At 69.9% G+C, this 16,453-nt stretch carries 20 protein-coding genes; 9 read left to right on the top strand and 11 right to left on the bottom strand.

The features are described 5' to 3' along the window. Nucleotides 1-9: 9 nt before the first annotated feature. Together QUG98_RS07520 and eno are read left to right on the top strand one after the other, a co-directional pair. Nucleotides 10-495, top strand: a complete 486-nt coding sequence (locus QUG98_RS07520) for an inorganic diphosphatase (protein ID WP_144759151.1) — start codon at nucleotides 10-12, stop codon at nucleotides 493-495. A 135-nt stretch (nucleotides 496-630) separates the two neighbouring features. Next, nucleotides 631-1,965, top strand: coding sequence for a phosphopyruvate hydratase (gene eno, locus QUG98_RS07515; protein WP_022906550.1), 1,335 nt, complete (start codon nucleotides 631-633; stop codon nucleotides 1,963-1,965). Here eno and QUG98_RS07510 read toward each other — a convergent pair. Then, the gene (locus QUG98_RS07510) at nucleotides 1,950-2,876 is read right to left on the bottom strand and encodes a LysR family transcriptional regulator (RefSeq protein WP_281264296.1); all 927 of its coding nucleotides are present in this window, start codon (nucleotides 2,874-2,876) and stop codon (nucleotides 1,950-1,952) included. The two genes, eno and QUG98_RS07510, sit on opposite strands and share 16 nt — an antisense overlap. Nucleotides 2,877-2,946: 70 nt before the next feature. Here QUG98_RS07510 and QUG98_RS07505 point away from each other — a divergent pair, with 70 nt between their 5' ends. Further along, a complete protein-coding gene (locus tag QUG98_RS07505) occupies nucleotides 2,947-4,104 on the top strand; it encodes a TDT family transporter (protein ID WP_281264297.1) in 1,158 nt (385 codons plus the stop codon). Then, a complete protein-coding gene (locus tag QUG98_RS07500) occupies nucleotides 4,101-4,685 on the top strand; it encodes a uracil-DNA glycosylase family protein (protein WP_022906553.1) in 585 nt (194 codons plus the stop codon). Before QUG98_RS07505 ends, QUG98_RS07500 begins: the two co-directional genes overlap by 4 nt. 586 nt (nucleotides 4,686-5,271) lie before the next feature. Here the strand turns inward: QUG98_RS07500 and QUG98_RS07495 are convergent. Together QUG98_RS07495 and QUG98_RS07490 are read right to left on the bottom strand one after the other, a co-directional pair. Then, nucleotides 5,272-6,327: a hypothetical protein gene (locus QUG98_RS07495; protein ID WP_281264298.1), complete on the bottom strand. Its 1,056-nt coding sequence runs from the start codon at nucleotides 6,325-6,327 to the stop codon at nucleotides 5,272-5,274. A gap of 492 nt (nucleotides 6,328-6,819) precedes the next feature. Further along, the gene (locus QUG98_RS07490; RefSeq protein ID WP_289469968.1) at nucleotides 6,820-7,506 is read right to left on the bottom strand and encodes a hypothetical protein; all 687 of its coding nucleotides are present in this window, start codon (nucleotides 7,504-7,506) and stop codon (nucleotides 6,820-6,822) included. Nucleotides 7,507-8,310: 804 nt separating this feature from the next. On the opposite strand from QUG98_RS07490, the gene QUG98_RS07485 reads away from it, so the two are divergent. Both QUG98_RS07485 and QUG98_RS07480 read left to right on the top strand, forming a co-directional pair. Further along, complete coding sequence (locus QUG98_RS07485) at nucleotides 8,311-8,823, top strand: hypothetical protein (protein ID WP_144759133.1); 513 nt, start codon at nucleotides 8,311-8,313, stop codon at nucleotides 8,821-8,823. Then, the gene (locus QUG98_RS07480) at nucleotides 8,820-9,236 is read left to right on the top strand and encodes a hypothetical protein (protein ID WP_144759130.1); all 417 of its coding nucleotides are present in this window, start codon (nucleotides 8,820-8,822) and stop codon (nucleotides 9,234-9,236) included. The genes QUG98_RS07485 and QUG98_RS07480 overlap by 4 nt, the downstream gene beginning before the upstream one ends. 58 nt (nucleotides 9,237-9,294) lie before the next feature. Here the strand turns inward: QUG98_RS07480 and QUG98_RS07475 are convergent, their stop codons facing one another. Continuing rightward, on the bottom strand, nucleotides 9,295-9,861 hold the full coding sequence (locus QUG98_RS07475) for a DNA N-6-adenine-methyltransferase (protein WP_289469967.1): 567 nt from the start codon (nucleotides 9,859-9,861) through the stop codon (nucleotides 9,295-9,297). Between the two features lie 395 nt (nucleotides 9,862-10,256). Between QUG98_RS07475 and QUG98_RS07470 the strand changes: the two genes are divergently transcribed. Continuing rightward, nucleotides 10,257-10,721 carry a helix-turn-helix transcriptional regulator gene (locus QUG98_RS07470; protein WP_289469966.1) on the top strand — a complete coding sequence of 155 codons (465 nt, stop codon included), beginning with the start codon at nucleotides 10,257-10,259 and terminating at the stop codon, nucleotides 10,719-10,721. Between the two features lie 17 nt (nucleotides 10,722-10,738). On the opposite strand, the gene QUG98_RS07465 is transcribed toward QUG98_RS07470, so the two are convergent. The 5 genes from QUG98_RS07465 to QUG98_RS07445 form a co-directional block, all read right to left on the bottom strand. Continuing rightward, a complete protein-coding gene (locus QUG98_RS07465) occupies nucleotides 10,739-11,707 on the bottom strand; it encodes a helix-turn-helix transcriptional regulator (RefSeq protein ID WP_289469965.1) in 969 nt (322 codons plus the stop codon). Between the two features lie 46 nt (nucleotides 11,708-11,753). Then, entirely contained in the window at nucleotides 11,754-12,359 is a 606-nt protein-coding gene (locus QUG98_RS07460) for an HD domain-containing protein (RefSeq protein WP_289469964.1), read from the bottom strand. A 150-nt stretch (nucleotides 12,360-12,509) separates the two neighbouring features. Continuing rightward, nucleotides 12,510-12,914 carry a hypothetical protein gene (locus QUG98_RS07455; RefSeq protein WP_289469963.1) on the bottom strand — a complete coding sequence of 135 codons (405 nt, stop codon included), beginning with the start codon at nucleotides 12,912-12,914 and terminating at the stop codon, nucleotides 12,510-12,512. Nucleotides 12,915-13,016: 102 nt separating this feature from the next. Then, nucleotides 13,017-13,595: an Asp23/Gls24 family envelope stress response protein gene (locus QUG98_RS07450; protein ID WP_289469962.1), complete on the bottom strand. Its 579-nt coding sequence runs from the start codon at nucleotides 13,593-13,595 to the stop codon at nucleotides 13,017-13,019. Beyond that, on the bottom strand, nucleotides 13,592-14,149 hold the full coding sequence (locus QUG98_RS07445) for an RNA polymerase sigma factor (protein WP_289469961.1): 558 nt from the start codon (nucleotides 14,147-14,149) through the stop codon (nucleotides 13,592-13,594). Before QUG98_RS07445 ends, QUG98_RS07450 begins: the two co-directional genes overlap by 4 nt. A gap of 138 nt (nucleotides 14,150-14,287) precedes the next feature. On the opposite strand from QUG98_RS07445, the gene QUG98_RS07440 reads away from it, so the two are divergent. Then, nucleotides 14,288-14,542 (top strand): hypothetical protein, encoded by a 255-nt coding sequence (locus QUG98_RS07440; protein ID WP_289469960.1) that lies wholly within the window; start codon nucleotides 14,288-14,290, stop codon nucleotides 14,540-14,542. 19 nt (nucleotides 14,543-14,561) lie between these two features. Here the strand turns inward: QUG98_RS07440 and QUG98_RS07435 are convergent, their stop codons facing one another. Further along, nucleotides 14,562-14,717 (bottom strand): hypothetical protein, encoded by a 156-nt coding sequence (locus tag QUG98_RS07435; protein WP_161968432.1) that lies wholly within the window; start codon nucleotides 14,715-14,717, stop codon nucleotides 14,562-14,564. 313 nt (nucleotides 14,718-15,030) lie between these two features. Here QUG98_RS07435 and QUG98_RS07430 point away from each other — a divergent pair, with 313 nt between their 5' ends. Next, entirely contained in the window at nucleotides 15,031-15,447 is a 417-nt protein-coding gene (locus QUG98_RS07430; protein WP_289469959.1) for a VOC family protein, read from the top strand. Between the two features lie 171 nt (nucleotides 15,448-15,618). On the opposite strand, the gene QUG98_RS07425 is transcribed toward QUG98_RS07430, so the two are convergent. Further along, complete coding sequence (locus tag QUG98_RS07425; protein ID WP_289469958.1) at nucleotides 15,619-16,371, bottom strand: DUF805 domain-containing protein; 753 nt, start codon at nucleotides 16,369-16,371, stop codon at nucleotides 15,619-15,621. Nucleotides 16,372-16,453 lie beyond the last annotated feature (82 nt).

Raw genomic sequence — 16,453 nt, 5'->3', positions numbered from 1 at the left:
GAGGCGCTGATGCTGTTCGACGTCACGATCGAGATTCCCCGCGGCAGCGGCAACAAGTACGAAGTCGACCACACCACCGGCCGGATCCGGCTCGACCGGGCGGTGTTCACCAGCATGGTGTTCCCCCAGGACTACGGCTCCATCGACAACACCCTCGGCGAGGACGGCGACCCCCTCGACGCCCTCGTGCTCCTACCCCGTCCCACGTTCCCTGGCGTCGTCATCACGGTCCGGCCGGTCGGGATGCTGCGCATGGTCGACGAGAACGGCGGCGACGACAAGATCCTCACCGTCCCCGCTGGCGACGACCGCTTCGCGCAGCTGCAGGACATCACCGATGTGCCGGAGCCCACGCTGGCGGAGATCGAGCACTTCTTCGCCCACTACAAGGAGATCGAGCACGGTAAGCACGTCACCACCAACGGGTGGGCCGACCGTGCTGCTGCCGAAGCCGTCATCCGCACCGCACAGGAAGCCCACACCCGACACCCGTGACCCACGGGTCCACAGACTGCCGCGGGGAGGCACTGGCGCTGAGTGATCGCCAGGAGGTCGTCCCTCCGCCTCCCCGCGGCTTCCCCGCAACCACCCGCCAGCTCGACGCATGACCCGAACCGAAGGAGCGTCACCATGAACGACTACATCAGCGGCATCCACCACCACGGAGCACATCAGGGCGAGTACGTCACCCACCACGACCACCCCGTCACCATCGACGCCGTCCACGGCGCCCGCATCCTCGACTCCCGCGGCCACCCGACCGTTCGCGTCTCCCTCGAGCTCGACGACGGCCGCACCGTCACCGGGGACGCCCCCGCGGGCGCATCCACCGGCGCCCACGAAGCCGTCGAGCTCCGCGACGGCGGTTCCAAGTTCGGCGGCCGCGACGTTACTCAGGCGCTCCACCTGATCAACACCGACATCTCAGGGCTCCTCACTGGCCGGTCATGGTCTTCGATCGGGCGGATCGACGCCGCCCTCGCCGAACTCGACGGCACCACCGGGTACCGCCGGCTCGGCGCGAACAGCGTCGTCGCTACCTCGATCGCCGCATCCCGGGCCCTCGCCCACGCCGCGGACCTCCCGCTCTGGCAGTGGATCGCCGAGATCACCGGCTCGACGCCGCGCCTACCGGTCCCGCACTTCAACGTCCTCAACGGCGGCGCGCACGCAGCGAACGCCCTGGACTTCCAGGAGTTCATGATCGCCCCCGTCGATGCCGACTCGATGGCCGACGCCGTCCGCATCGGCGCGGACGTCTACCACGCGCTCGCGGCCCTGGTGCGGGACCGGTTCGGCAGCCTCGGCCTCGGCGACGAGGGTGGCTTCGCACCGTCAATTGCCGCCCCCGAGGAAGCGCTCGACCTGCTCGTCGCCGCGATCCGTGCCGCCGGCTACGAGCCGGGCGTCGATCAGGTGGCGATCGCCCTCGACCCGGCCGCGAACGAGTTCTCCCAGGGCGCCGGCTCCTATCGGATGCTTGACGACAGCCTCGACCGGGACGGGCTGGTCGACTACTACCGGCACCTGGTCGACGCGTATCCGATCCGGAGCGTCGAAGACGGGTTCGCGGAAGACGACCATGAGGGGTTCCGCCGCATGCAGGCAGCGCTCGGAGACCGGATCCAGATCGTCGGCGACGACCTCTACGTCACCGACCCGCAACGGATCCGCGACGGCGGCGAACAGCAGCTGACGAACGCGGCACTGATCAAGCCGAACCAGATCGGCACCGTCTCCCAGACCCTCGGCGCGATCGCCACCGCCACCAGCGTCGGGATGGCCAGCATGGTGTCGCACCGTTCCGGGGAGACCACGGACACGTTCATCGCGGACCTCGTTGTCGGGACCGGCACCGGGCAGATCAAGTCCGGCGCACCCGCCCGCGGGGAACGCGTCGCGAAGTACAACCGGCTCATCGAAATCGCCGAACAGCACCCGGAGCTGCCCTACGGACTGATCTGACCACCGGCGCTCGAGCTGCGGGCGGTGTCTAGGAACGCCGTCACAGCGGGCCCCGGGCGGCCCGTCCAGATTGCGCGCAGCGGCCGGATCAGTGGCGGGCCGAGTAGCGGCACTCGGACGAGGGCACCGTCGGCGAGGTCGGTGTCGACGGTGCGGAGACTCATCACCGCCGGCGCGATGCCGGCCCGCGCGTTGGCGCGGATGATGCCGGTCGTCTCCAGCACGGCCGCTGGGGCGACCAGGCGGAGCCCAGCACGGTCGAGCCACGCTTCGACCGTGGCGCGGGTGCCGGACCCTTCCTCGCGGAGCAGCAGTGGCGTCTCCGCGAGGTCATCCGCGGTGATGCCTGAAGCGCTTGCCCACGGGTGGTGCGGGGCGACGACGACCACGAGTTCGTCCTCGTCGACCACCAGCGAGGACAGGTCAGGTGGCGCAGCAGGTGTCTCCGTGAATCCGACGTCGGCAGCGCCGGAACGGACGAGGTCGGTCACGTCGGCGGAGTTCCCCGCGATCAAGCGCACCGACGCATCCGGCGCGGCAGCACGGTGGGTGAGCAACCACCCGGGGAGCAGGAGTTCGGCGATCGTCTGCGACGCTGCAACGACGAGGGATCCCGCGGGTTCTCGAAGCGCGGCGACGCCTGCTTCGAGCCGCCGGGATGCCTCCAGCACCGGGACGGCCAGACCGAGCACCACTCGGCCGGCGTCGGTCAGCGCGGTCCCTGATGCCGTCCGGTGCGCCAGCGGCTGACCGATTGCCTGTTCCGCGGCACGCAAGCGTGCCGACACCGCCTGCTGTGTCACCCCCAACACGTCGGCCGCGCGGGTCAACGAACCGGTCTCCGCGACGCGGACGAGGACCTCGAGGGTGTCGAGGTCCAGAGTCCGGTCCGTCAGCCGCCGCAGTGCCACAAGCAGCCATTGTGCCCTGCCAACGAGTTCGCCGTTCCCGAACCATGGGGCACACGCGCACGATGGGTGCATGTCCGCTCACCTCGCCCACGCACCCACGACGTCCGAGCATGGTGTGCGCGACCGGCGGTTGTTCCGAGAGTTGGAACGGCCGGGCCTGATCGTGTCGAACCTGACTCCGAACTGGTTCGCGTCGATCATGGGCACCGGGATCGTCGCCGTCGCGGCAGCGTCGCTGCCGCTGCAGTTCCCGGGGCTCCGGACTGCGGCGACGGTCGTCTGGGCGATCGCGGCGGTCCTGCTCGTCGCCCTCACCATCGCGACGGTCCTGCACTGGATCCGCTACCGGAGCACAGCGGCAAAGCACCACCTGCACCCGGTGATCTCGCACTTCTACGGGGCACCGCCGATGGCGTTCCTCACCGTCGGCGCCGGAACGATCCTCCTCGGCAAGGACTGGATCGGCCTCCCCGCCGCTGTCACCATCGACTGGGTCCTCTGGACCGTCGGCACCGTCGGCGGACTGCTCACTGCGGTCCTCGTGCCGTACCTGGCGTTCACCCGCCACGAGAACGGACCCGACTCCGCGTTCGGCGGTTGGCTGATGCCGATCGTCCCGCCGATGGTGTCGGCCTCCACCGGCGCACTCCTGCTGCCGTACGCGCCCGCCGGGCAAGCACGCGAGACCCTCCTGTGGTCCTGCTACGGCTTCTTCGGCCTCAGCCTCATCACGTCCCTGGTCGTGATCACGTTGATCTGGAACCGGCTCGCGCAGCACAAGGTCGGTGCCGCAGGCATGGTCCCGACTTTGTGGATCGTGCTCGGACCGGTCGGGCAGTCGATCACCGCAGTGAACCTCCTCGCCTCGAACGCCCCCACCGTCGTCGACGCCTCCACCGCCCACGCACTGCTGGTCGTGGCGTTGGTGTACGGGTTCGCGATGCTCGGCTTCGCGCTGCTGTGGACCGTCATCGCCCTTGCCATCACCATCCGGACCGCCCGCGAGCACCTGCCGTTCAGCCTGACGTGGTGGTCGTTCACGTTCCCCGTCGGGACCTGCGTCACCGGCCTGAACGGCCTGGCCCTGCACTCCGGACTCACTGTCGTCGCCGTGCTCGCGGTCGTCTACTACGCCGGCCTCGTCGCCGCATGGATCACCGTCGCCGTCCGCACGTTCCACGGCTCCGTCATCCGCGGCACACTCCTCGCACCACCACAGCCGGCGTGAGCACGCCGGACGAATTCGCGGATGAGGTCGCGGACGTTCGATCGCTGAACGCCCTCGCGGAGACATGGCGCACCGCACCCGACGGTGCGCGGCGCTTCGTCCCGAGTTTCGACCCACGATCCGGCGGCACGTCCAGCCGAGTGCTGGTCCTCATGCAGTCACCCGGCCCCCAGACGATCGCCGCAGCGCACGCGGCGGTCTGCAGCGAGGACAACCCGGGGCCGACCGCGGCCGCGTATCGCGCAGCCCGCATCGAGTCCGGACTCGCACGCAAGGAGTACCTTCGCTGGAACCTCATCCCGTGGGAGCTCCCCGGGCGCATACGACCTGCGGACATCGACGAGGGACGACATGCCCTGAGCGTTCTCCTCAAGGCGCTCCCCTCCGTCGAAGCGATTGTCACGTACGGGAGCATCGCTCTCGACGGAGTCATGCGGTACCTCACCTTGGACGAGCACGCCCGACTCGTCCCCGTCATCGCGGCACCACACCCCTCGCCCGCCAACGGCCGCCACCGCTCGGAACAACACCGACGTTCCGTTCAGGCACTCCGACTCGCCGCACGGATGCGTCGAATGTAGCGAGGCTTCAGCTGCCTCCACTGGCAAGGCACGAGTGACCGATAGCCGGTCGTCGACCGGCCGGCTGCGGACCGCCGCTCGATCGAGGGTTCGAGTGTCGCATATAGATGGTCCGCTTTGATTCTCTCAAGGCTGCCCCATACGAACGCTTCTGGCCGGCGGGCGCAGCGCGTCTGCTCGGCATTCAGAGGCCGAGGTCGTAGCGGCGCAGCGACGGACTCCAGGCGCCCGCGGACTCCTTTGATCGCGGGGCTCCCGTCGTGGCTGGTTCAATCTGTGCGGAGGAGAAGCCGATTGCTGTGTCGTCGAGGTCAGGCCTGTCGGCGCGGTCACTCCGAGTGGTTCGTTGTCGTGCTGAGGCGCCTTTTCGTCGCCCGACGGTCGCCAACCGAGGCCTGGTCGACTGAGGTGACGCGTCACGGGCTCGAGGCGACGTGCCACACCCCGTCGTTGGTCTCAACGAGTCCCGGCACGGGCGCGGGGTCCGCGGTTCGGCAGTTGTCGCACGAGACGCCGGCGCAATCTGGGGCGCCCACAGTCGTGGGTGACACTTCCGATGCTTGAAGCGTGCTGTCGTACGGGCCTGTCACGAAGGAAGATGGTGGATGAGGTCGTAGTGGACGTCGGTGCGGAAGTGGATTCGGCTGCGGAGCTGGTTGGCGAGGTCAGTTTCGTGGTAGCCGCGCATGAGAGTGGCTACGGTGATGGTGTCGTCGGTGATGCCGCCGGCGGAGAAGTTCGACGTCGCGAAGATGGTCTCGTCCTCGGGGACAGCGACGGTGAACTTCGGTCGCGCCCTCCCATCCCTTGGTGGGACGGCGGGCGTGAATCCCAGCGCGGCCATGTCGGGCATGTTGCGGGTGAACGCCACCCGTGTTCGTCCGGTTCCGACGTCGTCTTTCCGGCCGAGATACGAAAGGCCAGGGAACGGGGTCATCGCCGCCCAGGCGCCGGAGACGAGTGCGCCGGCGTCGATGAGGAGGCGCGCTTGTTCTTTGACGGTACCGGGGTGGTGCCAGCTGGTGGCGGTACCACCGGGCCCGTTGTAGGTCATCGCCCAGTCGGCGAGGGCGAACATGTCGACCGCTTCCCATCCGATGTCGACGTGCCGAACGGTGTCGCCGAGAACGCTGAGCGCGTCACCGACCCGTCCAACGCTCATCCCCGTGTGGGCCGCGATCTGATCGATACGGCCGCTGGCAACAGGGAGGGTGCGTGCGACGGCGAACACCGCGTACCGGTCACTTCGGAGCTCTTGGAACGCAGGCTCTCCGGCGATCTGCCGGCCGTCCTCCCATACCTGGGAGCCGTCAACGAGCAGCACGTTCGGTGCGGACCGCGCTACTTCGACGAAGGTGCGGCGGTTGACGTACGCCGGTGTCGGCACGAGCAGCAGTTCTGGCTCGTCGTCGAGACTCAGGCCGGGTTGGCGGCGGGGGGATGCGGCTGGTGCGACGCGGGCGCGGCGGCCGTCGGCGAGGCGGATTGTGTCGTGGGTCTCGATCGTGGCGGGCAGGCCCGCGCGTTCGAGGGCGACGAGTTCGCGCGTGATGTCGACCGGCCACGTGGACCAATCCCGCAAGTCGAGGATGTCGGTACGTTGCCGGGCTTGAGACCACCATTCGTCGCTGGCGCTGTGCATCAGATTCCCTTCGAGATCGGATCTGCCGTGCCGGCGACTGTCTCGGATGGAGACCGGCGGGGCTACCTGCGATATGTGCGGAGGTAGCGAGGTCATCGACAACATGCCTCGAGTGACCCCTCGAGGCGAGTCAGCATTCACAACCACGGAGGTCACATCAGATGGCACCCCGGTTCGCGACTTGCGGCGCTCCCAAAGCCCGTCCTGTCCGCGCATAGGAACGGCGCCGCCGATGTCCGGCCGGCTTCAAGAGAGGAACGACCATGATGATTTCCGCCGGAACCGTTGTCGCTGCGAGCAAGGACCATGGGGGAACGAGCAGGACGTTCGTACCCGGAGGGTGTCGTGGCGTCGTCACCAAGGGTGGCGGTTGGCCTCTCCAGGTGCGTTGGGAAGGTCTCGCGTGCGCACAGCCCGCATACCGTGACGAGATCATCTGACGAAGGCCGAGCTCGTGGCGGTCGGCTGACATCGCTCGGCCGACCCCCACCCTCACGCGGCCTGCGACCGGTTCAGCGCGGCGCCGAGGCGTCGCCCGTTGGCGTTGTCGGCTTCGATCGACGCGGAGAAGTCGGCGACCCAGTTCTCGCCGTCCTCGCGGGGCATCCGCATCTCGTTCCCGACGTAGAACGTCGAGTCCGGCAGCGGAACGATGTTGATGATGTAGTAGAGGGACTGTCGAGGGCATCCGATTTCATCAGCGAGCCACCCCAGGCCCACTGTCGCTCGCGATGCCTGTCGGCGCCTTGGGAACGGGCGTCGTCGGCGGCTGCGCTGCTCCTCGGCAAAGGTGCGTGCGTCTTCGATGGGCATCTGGATGGATCGCCCGATCCGTCGCGCGGATGCAGGCAGCGCGCCCTCTGCACTCAGGGCCCACACCCGGCGCAGTGACACGTTCAACTGAGCGGCGAGCCACTCGAGCCCGACTGTCTCGACATCCGGCGGGAACGGTTCGGTGTTCTGTCCGAAGAAGCGCTGCTTGTCCGCACGCCGTTCTGCGATGAGCACGTCGGCGTCAGCGCGAGGGATCCAGAACTTTCCGTCGACCTTGGATGCAGACTCGGGGAGCATGCCCTTGGCGCTCCAGGCGTAAACGGTGCCGAGGGTGACGTCAGCCGCCGCAGCGAGCTCTCGGAGTGACATGGCGCCGTTGCCGGCGGGCTGATTGGTGGGGGACATGTGTTCGCTTCCTCGTGGTGGACGGACAGGCTGTTTGCTGTCCACCCACCTCTATGCGGCGAAAATGTCGGAGTGACCGAGACGGGCTGAGTTGACCTGTGTTTCGGTCCAGTCCAGCGACGGCGAGGCCGGTGTGTCATAGCCGCCGTCCTCAGGGAGGAACCGGGCTGATGGCCCTTGTCGTCGGGGCTCCTGACATGCACCCAGGGTGCCCGGATCGTCGTTCCTGGCGGATAGTGCTTGCCCGTGATGAGCCCTGGAAGTGTCAGAAAAGTCGGTCTGAACTGGGGAAACCTCTCGTGGCTTCCGTGCATGACCGTTGCGGGGAGGTACAGCTATAGACCTTTTAGGGGGTATATAGGTGTGGGGATCTAGGGCCGATCTACTTCTTCTTCTTCTTCTTTGTATCCTCTATACATAAGTCTTCAAGTCAAAGGGCCCTCTACCCCTTCCGATCGGCTTGCCACCGGCGATCTGCGGTGACTTGACGATCCCGTCCACCCGTCGAGCACCGGCAAGTCACCGCTTGCTCGATGACGGCCGGATCGCGCCGGCCCTCGAGAAAGTCGCGTCAACGCCGCGGTTCGCCGCATAGAAGCGTTCGTGATGAACTCAGCCCCCGCCGCGCATTCGGACCTTCGACGCACGGACGCACCGCGTGCGGATGATCAGCACCAGCCCGAATGCTGTCGTCGTTCCGTCCGTACGCACGCATGTCGTGCAATCCGCGCATACATCTCTCGTGAACGGATCAGGATCGACCGGGGCGCCACGCGCGATCACTCCGGCAGCTGTGGACCTCGCATGAGCGGCTACCCCGAGGCCAAGCAGCACCTCGCGGCGGAGACGCTCTCCGTGCTGCAAGCGGGCGGCGGTACGTGGCGAGCCATCTCGTGGGGGCGCCTGCGTTCGACTGTCGATGCGCATTCGTCGTCGCCGACCACCGGCGAGCCGATGCTCATCGAGTACCGCAGTGGGCCCGAGGACGACGCGGAGGTCCGCGTTCGTGCGCAGGTCCTCACGCTTGGTCCCGGCGTCGGGTTGATAGTCGAGCTCGTCACCCCGCAGGAAGGCGCTAGGGAGTACGCGCGCGTTGCGAAGCGAGATGCGCCCGACGAGGTCCGCCGCGTCCACATCCGCGCTGGTTGGACCGCGGTGGTGCGGGCAGGCGAGATCTTCTCACCCGCTGAGGCGACCGCTCTCCTCGGCTGGGCAATGCCGGAAGACGGCCGCCTGCTCGATGCGCTGTGGTCGCTGCAACAACCGCTCGACTACCTCGCCGACATTCGCGCAGGACGGCGTCGGCCGCCGTCGTGACCATCGAGCCGTCGGCCCACACCCTCGTCCACATCAGCGGAGACTGGATGCTGTTCGATGACCCGCGAGCCGCGCTGGCTCAACTGCTCCCGGGCGCCTCGAATCGCGCCGAGCTGATGATTGCCGTCGCACAGAGAGCACAGCACGCCGAACTGGAACACTGGGAGCGCGTGCATCGCCGTCAGGGCACCGCGTCGATGACGGTTGAGGAGCTGGCCATCTACACGGCACCGAAGGGCGAGCGATTCGAATCCGACCTCCCGGAGCAGTGGGTCGGAAAACCGGCCCTCTACCTCACCGTCATGCAGCTGCACGGTGCGCCGTTACCGCTGGGTTCGGTAGAGCGGGTGGGGCCGAGCGACGGGCAGATGCTTCTGATGTTGGAGCGCGCTGGCATTCTCGACGTGATGTGAGCGCGCGAAGAAGCCCTCAATGCGAACTCGCATCGAGGGCCTCTGGGGAACCCGGTGGTCAGCTCAGAACGGAGAAGCAGAGCCCGAGGTCGGCCTGGCGGAGAACTCTCGCGGCCCGCTCTCCCCACGCCAGGAACATCGACCCCGCGCCAGGCGACCCCTGTGGCCGGCCCGTCCGGCCGTTGATGAACTTGATGCGGCCAGCGGTGAAGCAGACGACGTCGGCCGAAGCCATCGCCTTGTGCGCCCACTTGGTGTCCGTGCGTGCGAAGACGAGTGCGATGCCATCGCCGTGTGCAGCCAGCTTCTCGAGCCATGCGTCCGTGTCGTCGTAAGGCGGGTTTACCCAGCACATGCCGTGCCACGGGGAGGTCAGCCCGTCATCGTTGATGGTGAAGCAGTTCACGGCCGGAACGTTCGAGAGCGCGGAACCGGGGGAGCAGGGGTCCAGGTCGAAATCGACGCCCAGAGCGTCGAACACGGCGGCCGGGGTGTACCACTCGATGTTCGGGTTGTTCGGGCCCGACTCGTGGGTGAAACCGCGGCCTCGACGAGAAGGGGCGGTCTGGCCGTTCAACGTCTGAGCGCTGCGGGCCTTGATGGTGTGGGTGTTTGCGTTGGTCATGCACGCCCTATGCATGACCCGACGCCGCGGGGGCCTTGTTCGAGGAAAGCCCAGGTCAAGTCGGGTATCGTCGAGCACCCGGCGCAGCTGACTCGTCGCGCGGACCCTCGCCGCCTACAGTGCCGACGCCGCGAGTCCTGGTGTGTGCGGTGGAGCTTCCGCGTGTCGGTGTGATGTTGGTGAAGACGCGGAGGCGGTGGCAACTAACCGCAAAGAACCGGACTTTGAACAGCTGCGATGGTTGCGGTTACTTGCCTACCGGTCTGGCAGCGTCCAGGGATAAGGACATTTACACCGTGGATGTCGTCGGTTCGATCCCGGCAGGGCCCACAGGCAGGGCCCACAGGCAGGGCCCACCCCACACGCACTCCCTCGCCCGGACGACGTTCCGCGGGATGGCCGGCGCGACCGCGTCGGTCGGGGACCGCACGGCAGCACCACTCGCCTGGCACCGGGCCACCCGGTCGGTCGCCGCCGCGTTCCTCGTGCTCTGGTCGCCGCCGGTCGAGACCGTGCACCCGGCCCTGCGGTACCCACGGAACGCCCGCGTGCGCGCTGCCGTGGACCACGTCCACGCGAACGCCGCGCACCCGTTGACCGTCGCGGAGATCGCGGCCGCGGCGGGGATGAGCACCCGCAGCACGCAGGAGGCCTTCCAGCGGGTGCTCGGTGTCACGCCGATGCAGTACGTGCAGCAGCACCGGACGGAACGTGTCCGAGCGGACCTCCTCGAAGCCGATCCGGCCACGACGACCGTCGCTCAGGTCGCCCGACGATGGGGGTACCTGCACGTCGGCAGGTTCTCGGGCGCCCACCGCGCCCGGTTCGGCGAGTTCCCGAGGGACACGCTCCACCGGTGAGCGGTCGGTCGGCCTCCTCAGCGCCGCGCGCGCAGCGTCTCGCTCGGCAGCTCGCCGAACCGCTTCGCGTAGGCGGACGAGAACCGCCCGGCGTGCGCGAAGCCCCACTGCCGTGCGACCCCGGCGACGGTGGTCTCGCCGACCGAGTGGTACCGGAGTTCGGTCCGCACCCGGTCGAACCGGATCCCGCGGAGCATCGCGTTCGGCGACATCCCGACCTGGCGCTGGAAGCCCTGCTGGAGTCCGCGGACGCTCAGTCCGACGTGTTCGGCGACGTCCGTGGTGGTGATCGGTGTGTCGGCGTTGGCGTGCATGTACTCGATCGCCTGCTGCACCCGCCCCCGAGCGCCGACCGGCACCGGCGCGGCTGGCGCGAGCGTCGTGTGCGGGAAAGTCCGGAGCATCGCGACCGCGGTCCGTCGCGCGGCCTCGGCCATCGCGAGCGGGCTCAGCGGCGTGCTGCCGAGCACGACCTGCGCGGTCTCCCGCAGTTCGGCGTTCCACGCTCGGACGTCCTGCCGACGGGGGAGCGCGGCGTGGTCGAACACGAGCGGCGCCGGTTCCGTCCCGTGCAGCTCGGCCGCGGTGCGCTCGAGGGTGCGTCGGTCGAACTGCACGACGTTCTGCCGGACGTCGGCGAGGTCGAAGCGGTACGGGCGCTCGCTCGGGAACACCACCGGTCGCCCGGGCGCGAGCGCGACCTCGTCGCGGTCGATGTCCAGGAAGCCGCCGCCGTCGCTGACCCACGACACGAAGTAGTGGCTCGTCGCGTCGACCTCGCCGGCCATCCGACCGTCGAACCGCTTCGAGTCCAGGGACAGGGTGTCGTCACCGACGGACCGGAACCGGTACCCGAAGTCCCGCTCGGTCCGTTCGGGCAGGAACCCGGACGCACCGTACGCCGACTCGAACATCGCACGGGCCGCGTCGAGGTCGTCACCGGAGGCCTCGACGACGTGACGGACGTCGGGCCCAGCGGTGCTCATGACCCGATGCTGCCACGTCCGGCTGGGTAGCGCGCGTGCGCCGCGGTCAGGAGAGTGTCTCGAGGGGGTTCCGCGCGAGCTTCTCGACGACACCGCCGTCGACCAGGCGTCGCGCCGCGGTGTCGGGCTTCCGCGCGGCCTGGTCGACCACGCACGCGCCGAACTCCGCCGCGAGCGAGCCGCGTGGGTGCACCGCCAGGACCTCGCGCAGGTACGGCTCCGGGAGCAGGTCGGCTCCCGCTCCCGAGACGTCGAGGCCGGTCGCCCGTTCGAGCAGGTGCCCCTCGAGGTCGAGACCCACGTCGACGCTCGGCCAGTTGTGGCGGACGACGACGTCCAGCACACGCTGCTGCCGCTCCATCGTCCACCCGGCTCCGGTCGTCAGGGCGACGGCGACGTGCCCGCCGGCGTGCTCGTAGGACACCGTGTGGGCGTCGAACTCGGTGACGGTCCCGATGTCGTGCAGGAGCGCCGCGACCCAGAGCAGCTCGTGGTCGACGCCGGTCAGCCCGTCGAGCGCCGCGAAGCCGGCCGCCCAGTACCAGGACCGGACCGCGTGCGCGGTGATCGCGGGCGACTGGTAGCGCTCGGCGAGCGAGACGGCCGCACGGGCAGCGGCGGTGTCCGGAGCCGGGAAGTCCTCGATGTGCACACCGGATCATGGCACGCGCACGTCGGCCACGCGCCGTCGACCCGGCCCCGTGGCGGACGGGAGGCCCGTCGCCAGCCCGCCACGCGCCTCCCGTCCGGTGCCCCGTCCGTCTCCGTCGGGGTCGCCCCGCGGTCAGCCCGCGGCGACCGCTCACCGGTCCGGCTGGGTCGCGTCGGTCGGGCGAGGGCCCTCGTCGGCGGTGTGGTCGGGCGAGACCGGGTCCTCGACGAGGCGGACGGTCACGCTGACCAGGTCCGCCGTCGTGGTCGTGTCGCTGTCGAGCAGGTCGCGGACGCACTCACCGACCGCGCGGAGCGTCTCCGCGGCGGGTCGGCCGCCGTCGACGCTGATGCCCGTGACGACGTGCACCCGGCCGCCGTGCCGGTCGACGTCGACCAGGACGTCCGGGTCGTGCAGGCGGAGCGGCGCAGGGGTCACCGCGTCGACGACGGTCTCGGCGACGGCGGCGACCGGGCGCGGCGGGTAGACGCCGGTGACGCCGGGGACGCGGCGGATGCCGTCGGTCAGCGAGCGGGAGATCGCCTCGTCGTCCATGTCGTGGTCCTCGCTCCCGTGGGTGGTCTCGGCTGCTGGTCTGATCGGTGGTCGGGCGGGTAATGGTCAGTGGTCGGCGGCTGGTGGTCGGTCGGGTCGTGCTCAGGGCAGGTAGACGTCGTCGAAGTGGACGTCGACGGCCGCGACGCGCAGCTCGGTGTGCCGCTCGACGGCCTCGGCGACGGTCCGGCGGAGCCGCTCGGCGGTGTCGAGCGCCGATCCGCCGCAGACGAGGCCCGCGGTGACGTCGATGCTGACCGTCGCCCCTGGCTGCTCCACGTCGCCGCGGAGCACGCACCGACCCATGACGACGCCGCCCATGGTGTCGCCGGCGCGACGGACGAGCCCGCGGACGGCCGCCTCGGTCACCGCCAGGCGGAGCCGCGGGTCGGGGTGGGCGACCGGGACGTCACGGCCGGGCCGGACCTCGGCGCGGATCGCCTCGAGCAGTCGGTCGACCCAGGCGGTCTCCCGGTCGGGCTCGGCGTCGGCACGCTGTCCGAGGGCTTCGAGGGACAGCTCGCGGAGGCGCTGCATGTTCGTCATCGCGAGACGGCACGCCGCCGAGCCCTCGATGGTCGGGTCGACGGGCGTCCGGCCACGGTCGAGGTAGTCCGCGAGCTCCTCGATGGTGTGGCCGTCGAGGTCGTCCTCGGGCAGGGGGAGGTCGTCGGTCGTCATCGCCATCCCTCCATCTCCGCGGAGAGGAACCGTCGTGCCCGGGCGAGCAGACCCCGCACGGTCGACGCCGGGAGCTCGAGTTCCTCGGCGATCTGCTGGTAGCTGTAGCCGGCGGTCTCGCGGAGGAGCCAGCACCGCCGCTGGTCGACCGGCATCCGGTCCAGCGCAGCCCACATCGCGTCGAGCTGCATCCGTGTCTCGACGGTACGCTCCGGCGCCTGCGACGGATCGGCCGCCCCGTCGTGGTCGTCCAGGTCGTCGTGGTGTCGTCGTCGCCGGAGCCGGTCGAGGGCCCGACGCGTGACGATCTGCATCATCCAGGGTCGGAAGCGCTCGGCGTCCTCGAGGTCGGCGAGCTTCCGCCAACCGGTCAGGAACGCCTCCTGCACGACGTCGTCGGACTCGACGTTCGAGCCGAGGACCTGCTCCGCGTAGACCCGCATCAGCGGTCCGTGCCGTCGGGCGAGCACCTCGAACGCCAGGACGTCCCCGTCGGCCGCGCGGGCGACGAGCGTCGCGTCGGACGCGCGCTGCAGCGAGGTCCCGTCGCTCATCCCCGCCTTCCGTCCGACCCGGGCCGGTCGCTCGACCGGTCCCCTCCGAGCATGCACCGCCCGCGCACGCCGCGCCCGAGCGCGGACCGGTCGGTCACTTCGTGACACATCGGCCCCTGGCGTCGTCCCACTGGTGAGATGCACGACGACACCACAGCGACGCCCCTGCCCGAGACCGATCCCGCGACGGTGCCGGAGGTGCCCACCGACCCGGCGCCGCAATCGCCGGTCGTCGGCCCGGACCGTCCCGCGCGGGACCTCTGCATGAGCGTCTTCGACCGGTGGCGGTGCGGCCTGGAGGACGGGCACGCGGGTCTGCACACCGCGGTCGAGGTCGGTGCGACCACGTCCTGGAACGACGCCGTCTCCGGACGGATGCTCCGGGACCTCTGAGCGGTGCTCGGCACGACGGTCACTCGGCCGTGAAGAAGTCGCGGTAGGCGGGATCGGCCGGGACGTTCTCGAGCAGGCGCGTGTGCACGAGCGAGGCGATCTCGTCCGGGTGGCGCAGCCCGCGCTGGTGCCACTCCCGGGGTTCGTCGTGCAGGTCGGAGAGTCTCGGTCGCACCCGTCGCACCTCTCCGTCGTCCTCGTCGGCCGTCCACGCTCGGTCTGCGAGCTCGAGCCGCCGCCCGGTCGGACGACCCCGCCCACACTGCACGCGCTCGGGAGCGCCCGGCGGGACCGGTCGTCTTCCGGACGCGGACCGGCCGGTCGTCCGGTTTGCGCGCACCCCGCCCTGCTCAGCGCGCGGCCCGACCTGCTGAGCACGCGCGACCGGGCTGCTGGGCGCGCGACCGGGGCCTTCCGCCCGGCCCCGGCGGTCTGCGATCATCGTGCCGAAGCGGACGCCGGGGTCCGCGCGACCCGAAGGAGCGACCGTGTCCGTCCACCTGAACCCCTACATCGGCTTCCGCGACCAGGCGCGCCAGGCGCTCGACTTCTGGCACGGGGTCCTCGGCGGCGAGCTGAGGACGATGACCTTCGCGGAGGGCGGCATGGTCCAGGACCCGGCGGACGCCGAGAAGATCATGCACGGTCAGATCGAGACCACCGGGGGCCTGCTGCTGATGGCGTCGGACTCGCCGGCGAGCATGCCGACTCCGACCGAGAGCAACGTGTCCGTGTCGCTCAGCGGCGACGACGAGGACCTGCTCACCGGGTACTGGGAGGGACTGGCCGACGGGGCGACGGTGATCGAGCCGCTGACGAAGGCGCCCTGGGGCGACACCTTCGGGATGCTGACGGACCGCTTCGGCGTCACCTGGCTCGTGAACATCAGCGGCGCGGCGGCCTGACCCGGTCCGGGCGCTGCCGGTGCGAGACGCCGGCGTCAGCGCGGCACGCCCTCGTCCCCGCGAGACGCAGCCGGATGCGGCGGCGTCTCGCGGACGGGGCGGCGTCTCGCGGTTGCGGCGGCGTCGCCCCGGAACGGCGGCGACTCGTTCGACCTGCGCCACGGGGCTGGGTCAGCTGCTGCGCGCCGCGTCCCGCTCGTGACGATCGATCGCCGCGCGCCACAGGACGAGGGCGGCAGCGATCGCCAGGGCTGACAGGTGCCAGCCGAGACTCTCCGGAGCCGACACCAAGCCTGCCGTGGGGTTAGCGAGATCGGTGGCGGTGACGGAGAAGACCCCGGGTGCGCGGATGACCAGCGGCGGGTCGTCTGCTCCCGCCCCGAGTGCGGCGAGCGTTGTTGCGCCCGTCAGCGCGTTCACAGCCGCGAGTTCGAGCGCGACGAGCACCGCAGCCTCGCCGGCGAGGACGGCGCCCACGACCCGGACCACCGACCGCCACGGCCCCGCCGCTCGTCGCTGGGTCGTGTCCGAGACGAAGCGGGCACCGTCCGGCCTGCTCGGCAGCAGCGTCCAGACGAGGACGACGAGGTTGACCAGGGGGACGAGCTCGAGCAGCGCCCACCAGCCGCTCCGTCCGGTGTCGTGGAGTCGCCGGACGAGCAGGGTGGTCTGCGGTACCAGGACGGCGAGTGCGAACACCGGGGTCACGAGTGCCGAGACGAACTCCCCGACGGGGTGCAGGGCCCCCACGGCAGCGACCGTGCTCAGTGCGGCGGTGATCACGACGACGTGCAACTGCGCCCACCAGTAGGTCGACCGACCAGCCCGACCGTCGAGTCGGAGGGCATCGAGCCAGTAGCTGCGGACAGCGCTCCAGAAGGTCGAGCGGTGGACGTCGAGGGCGGTGAGGGTGAAGCTTGTCACGTGGAACACGGTACATCAGATGCCGGTCGCCTCGTGGGTGGGACGACGGGAGGCGGGGTGCCCAATGGGCCCGCGCCGCCCC

The organism is Curtobacterium subtropicum (assembly GCF_030362975.1).
GTDB lineage: Bacteria > Actinomycetota > Actinomycetes > Actinomycetales > Microbacteriaceae > Curtobacterium > Curtobacterium subtropicum.
The sequence above is the reverse complement of the archived record's forward strand: the minus strand, read 5'-3'. Positions and strand labels throughout refer to the sequence as shown.

What these genes read in the sequence shown, in the direction of transcription:
- QUG98_RS07520 (WP_144759151.1), top strand. Translation starts at nt 10, where the DNA reads ATGCTGTTCGACGTCACGATCGAGATTCCCCGCGGCAGCGGCAACAAG.
- eno (WP_022906550.1), top strand. Translation starts at nt 631, where the DNA reads ATGAACGACTACATCAGCGGCATCCACCACCACGGAGCACATCAGGGC.
- QUG98_RS07505 (WP_281264297.1), top strand. Translation starts at nt 2,947, where the DNA reads ATGTCCGCTCACCTCGCCCACGCACCCACGACGTCCGAGCATGGTGTG.
- QUG98_RS07495 (WP_281264298.1), bottom strand. Translation starts at nt 6,327, where the DNA reads ATGCACAGCGCCAGCGACGAATGGTGGTCTCAAGCCCGGCAACGTACC.
- QUG98_RS07490 (WP_289469968.1), bottom strand. Translation starts at nt 7,506, where the DNA reads ATGTCCCCCACCAATCAGCCCGCCGGCAACGGCGCCATGTCACTCCGA.
- QUG98_RS07485 (WP_144759133.1), top strand. Translation starts at nt 8,311, where the DNA reads ATGAGCGGCTACCCCGAGGCCAAGCAGCACCTCGCGGCGGAGACGCTC.
- QUG98_RS07475 (WP_289469967.1), bottom strand. Translation starts at nt 9,861, where the DNA reads ATGACCAACGCAAACACCCACACCATCAAGGCCCGCAGCGCTCAGACG.
- QUG98_RS07470 (WP_289469966.1), top strand. Translation starts at nt 10,257, where the DNA reads ATGGCCGGCGCGACCGCGTCGGTCGGGGACCGCACGGCAGCACCACTC.
- QUG98_RS07465 (WP_289469965.1), bottom strand. Translation starts at nt 11,707, where the DNA reads ATGAGCACCGCTGGGCCCGACGTCCGTCACGTCGTCGAGGCCTCCGGT.
- QUG98_RS07455 (WP_289469963.1), bottom strand. Translation starts at nt 12,914, where the DNA reads ATGGACGACGAGGCGATCTCCCGCTCGCTGACCGACGGCATCCGCCGC.
- QUG98_RS07450 (WP_289469962.1), bottom strand. Translation starts at nt 13,595, where the DNA reads ATGACGACCGACGACCTCCCCCTGCCCGAGGACGACCTCGACGGCCAC.
- QUG98_RS07445 (WP_289469961.1), bottom strand. Translation starts at nt 14,149, where the DNA reads ATGAGCGACGGGACCTCGCTGCAGCGCGCGTCCGACGCGACGCTCGTC.
- QUG98_RS07440 (WP_289469960.1), top strand. Translation starts at nt 14,288, where the DNA reads ATGCACGACGACACCACAGCGACGCCCCTGCCCGAGACCGATCCCGCG.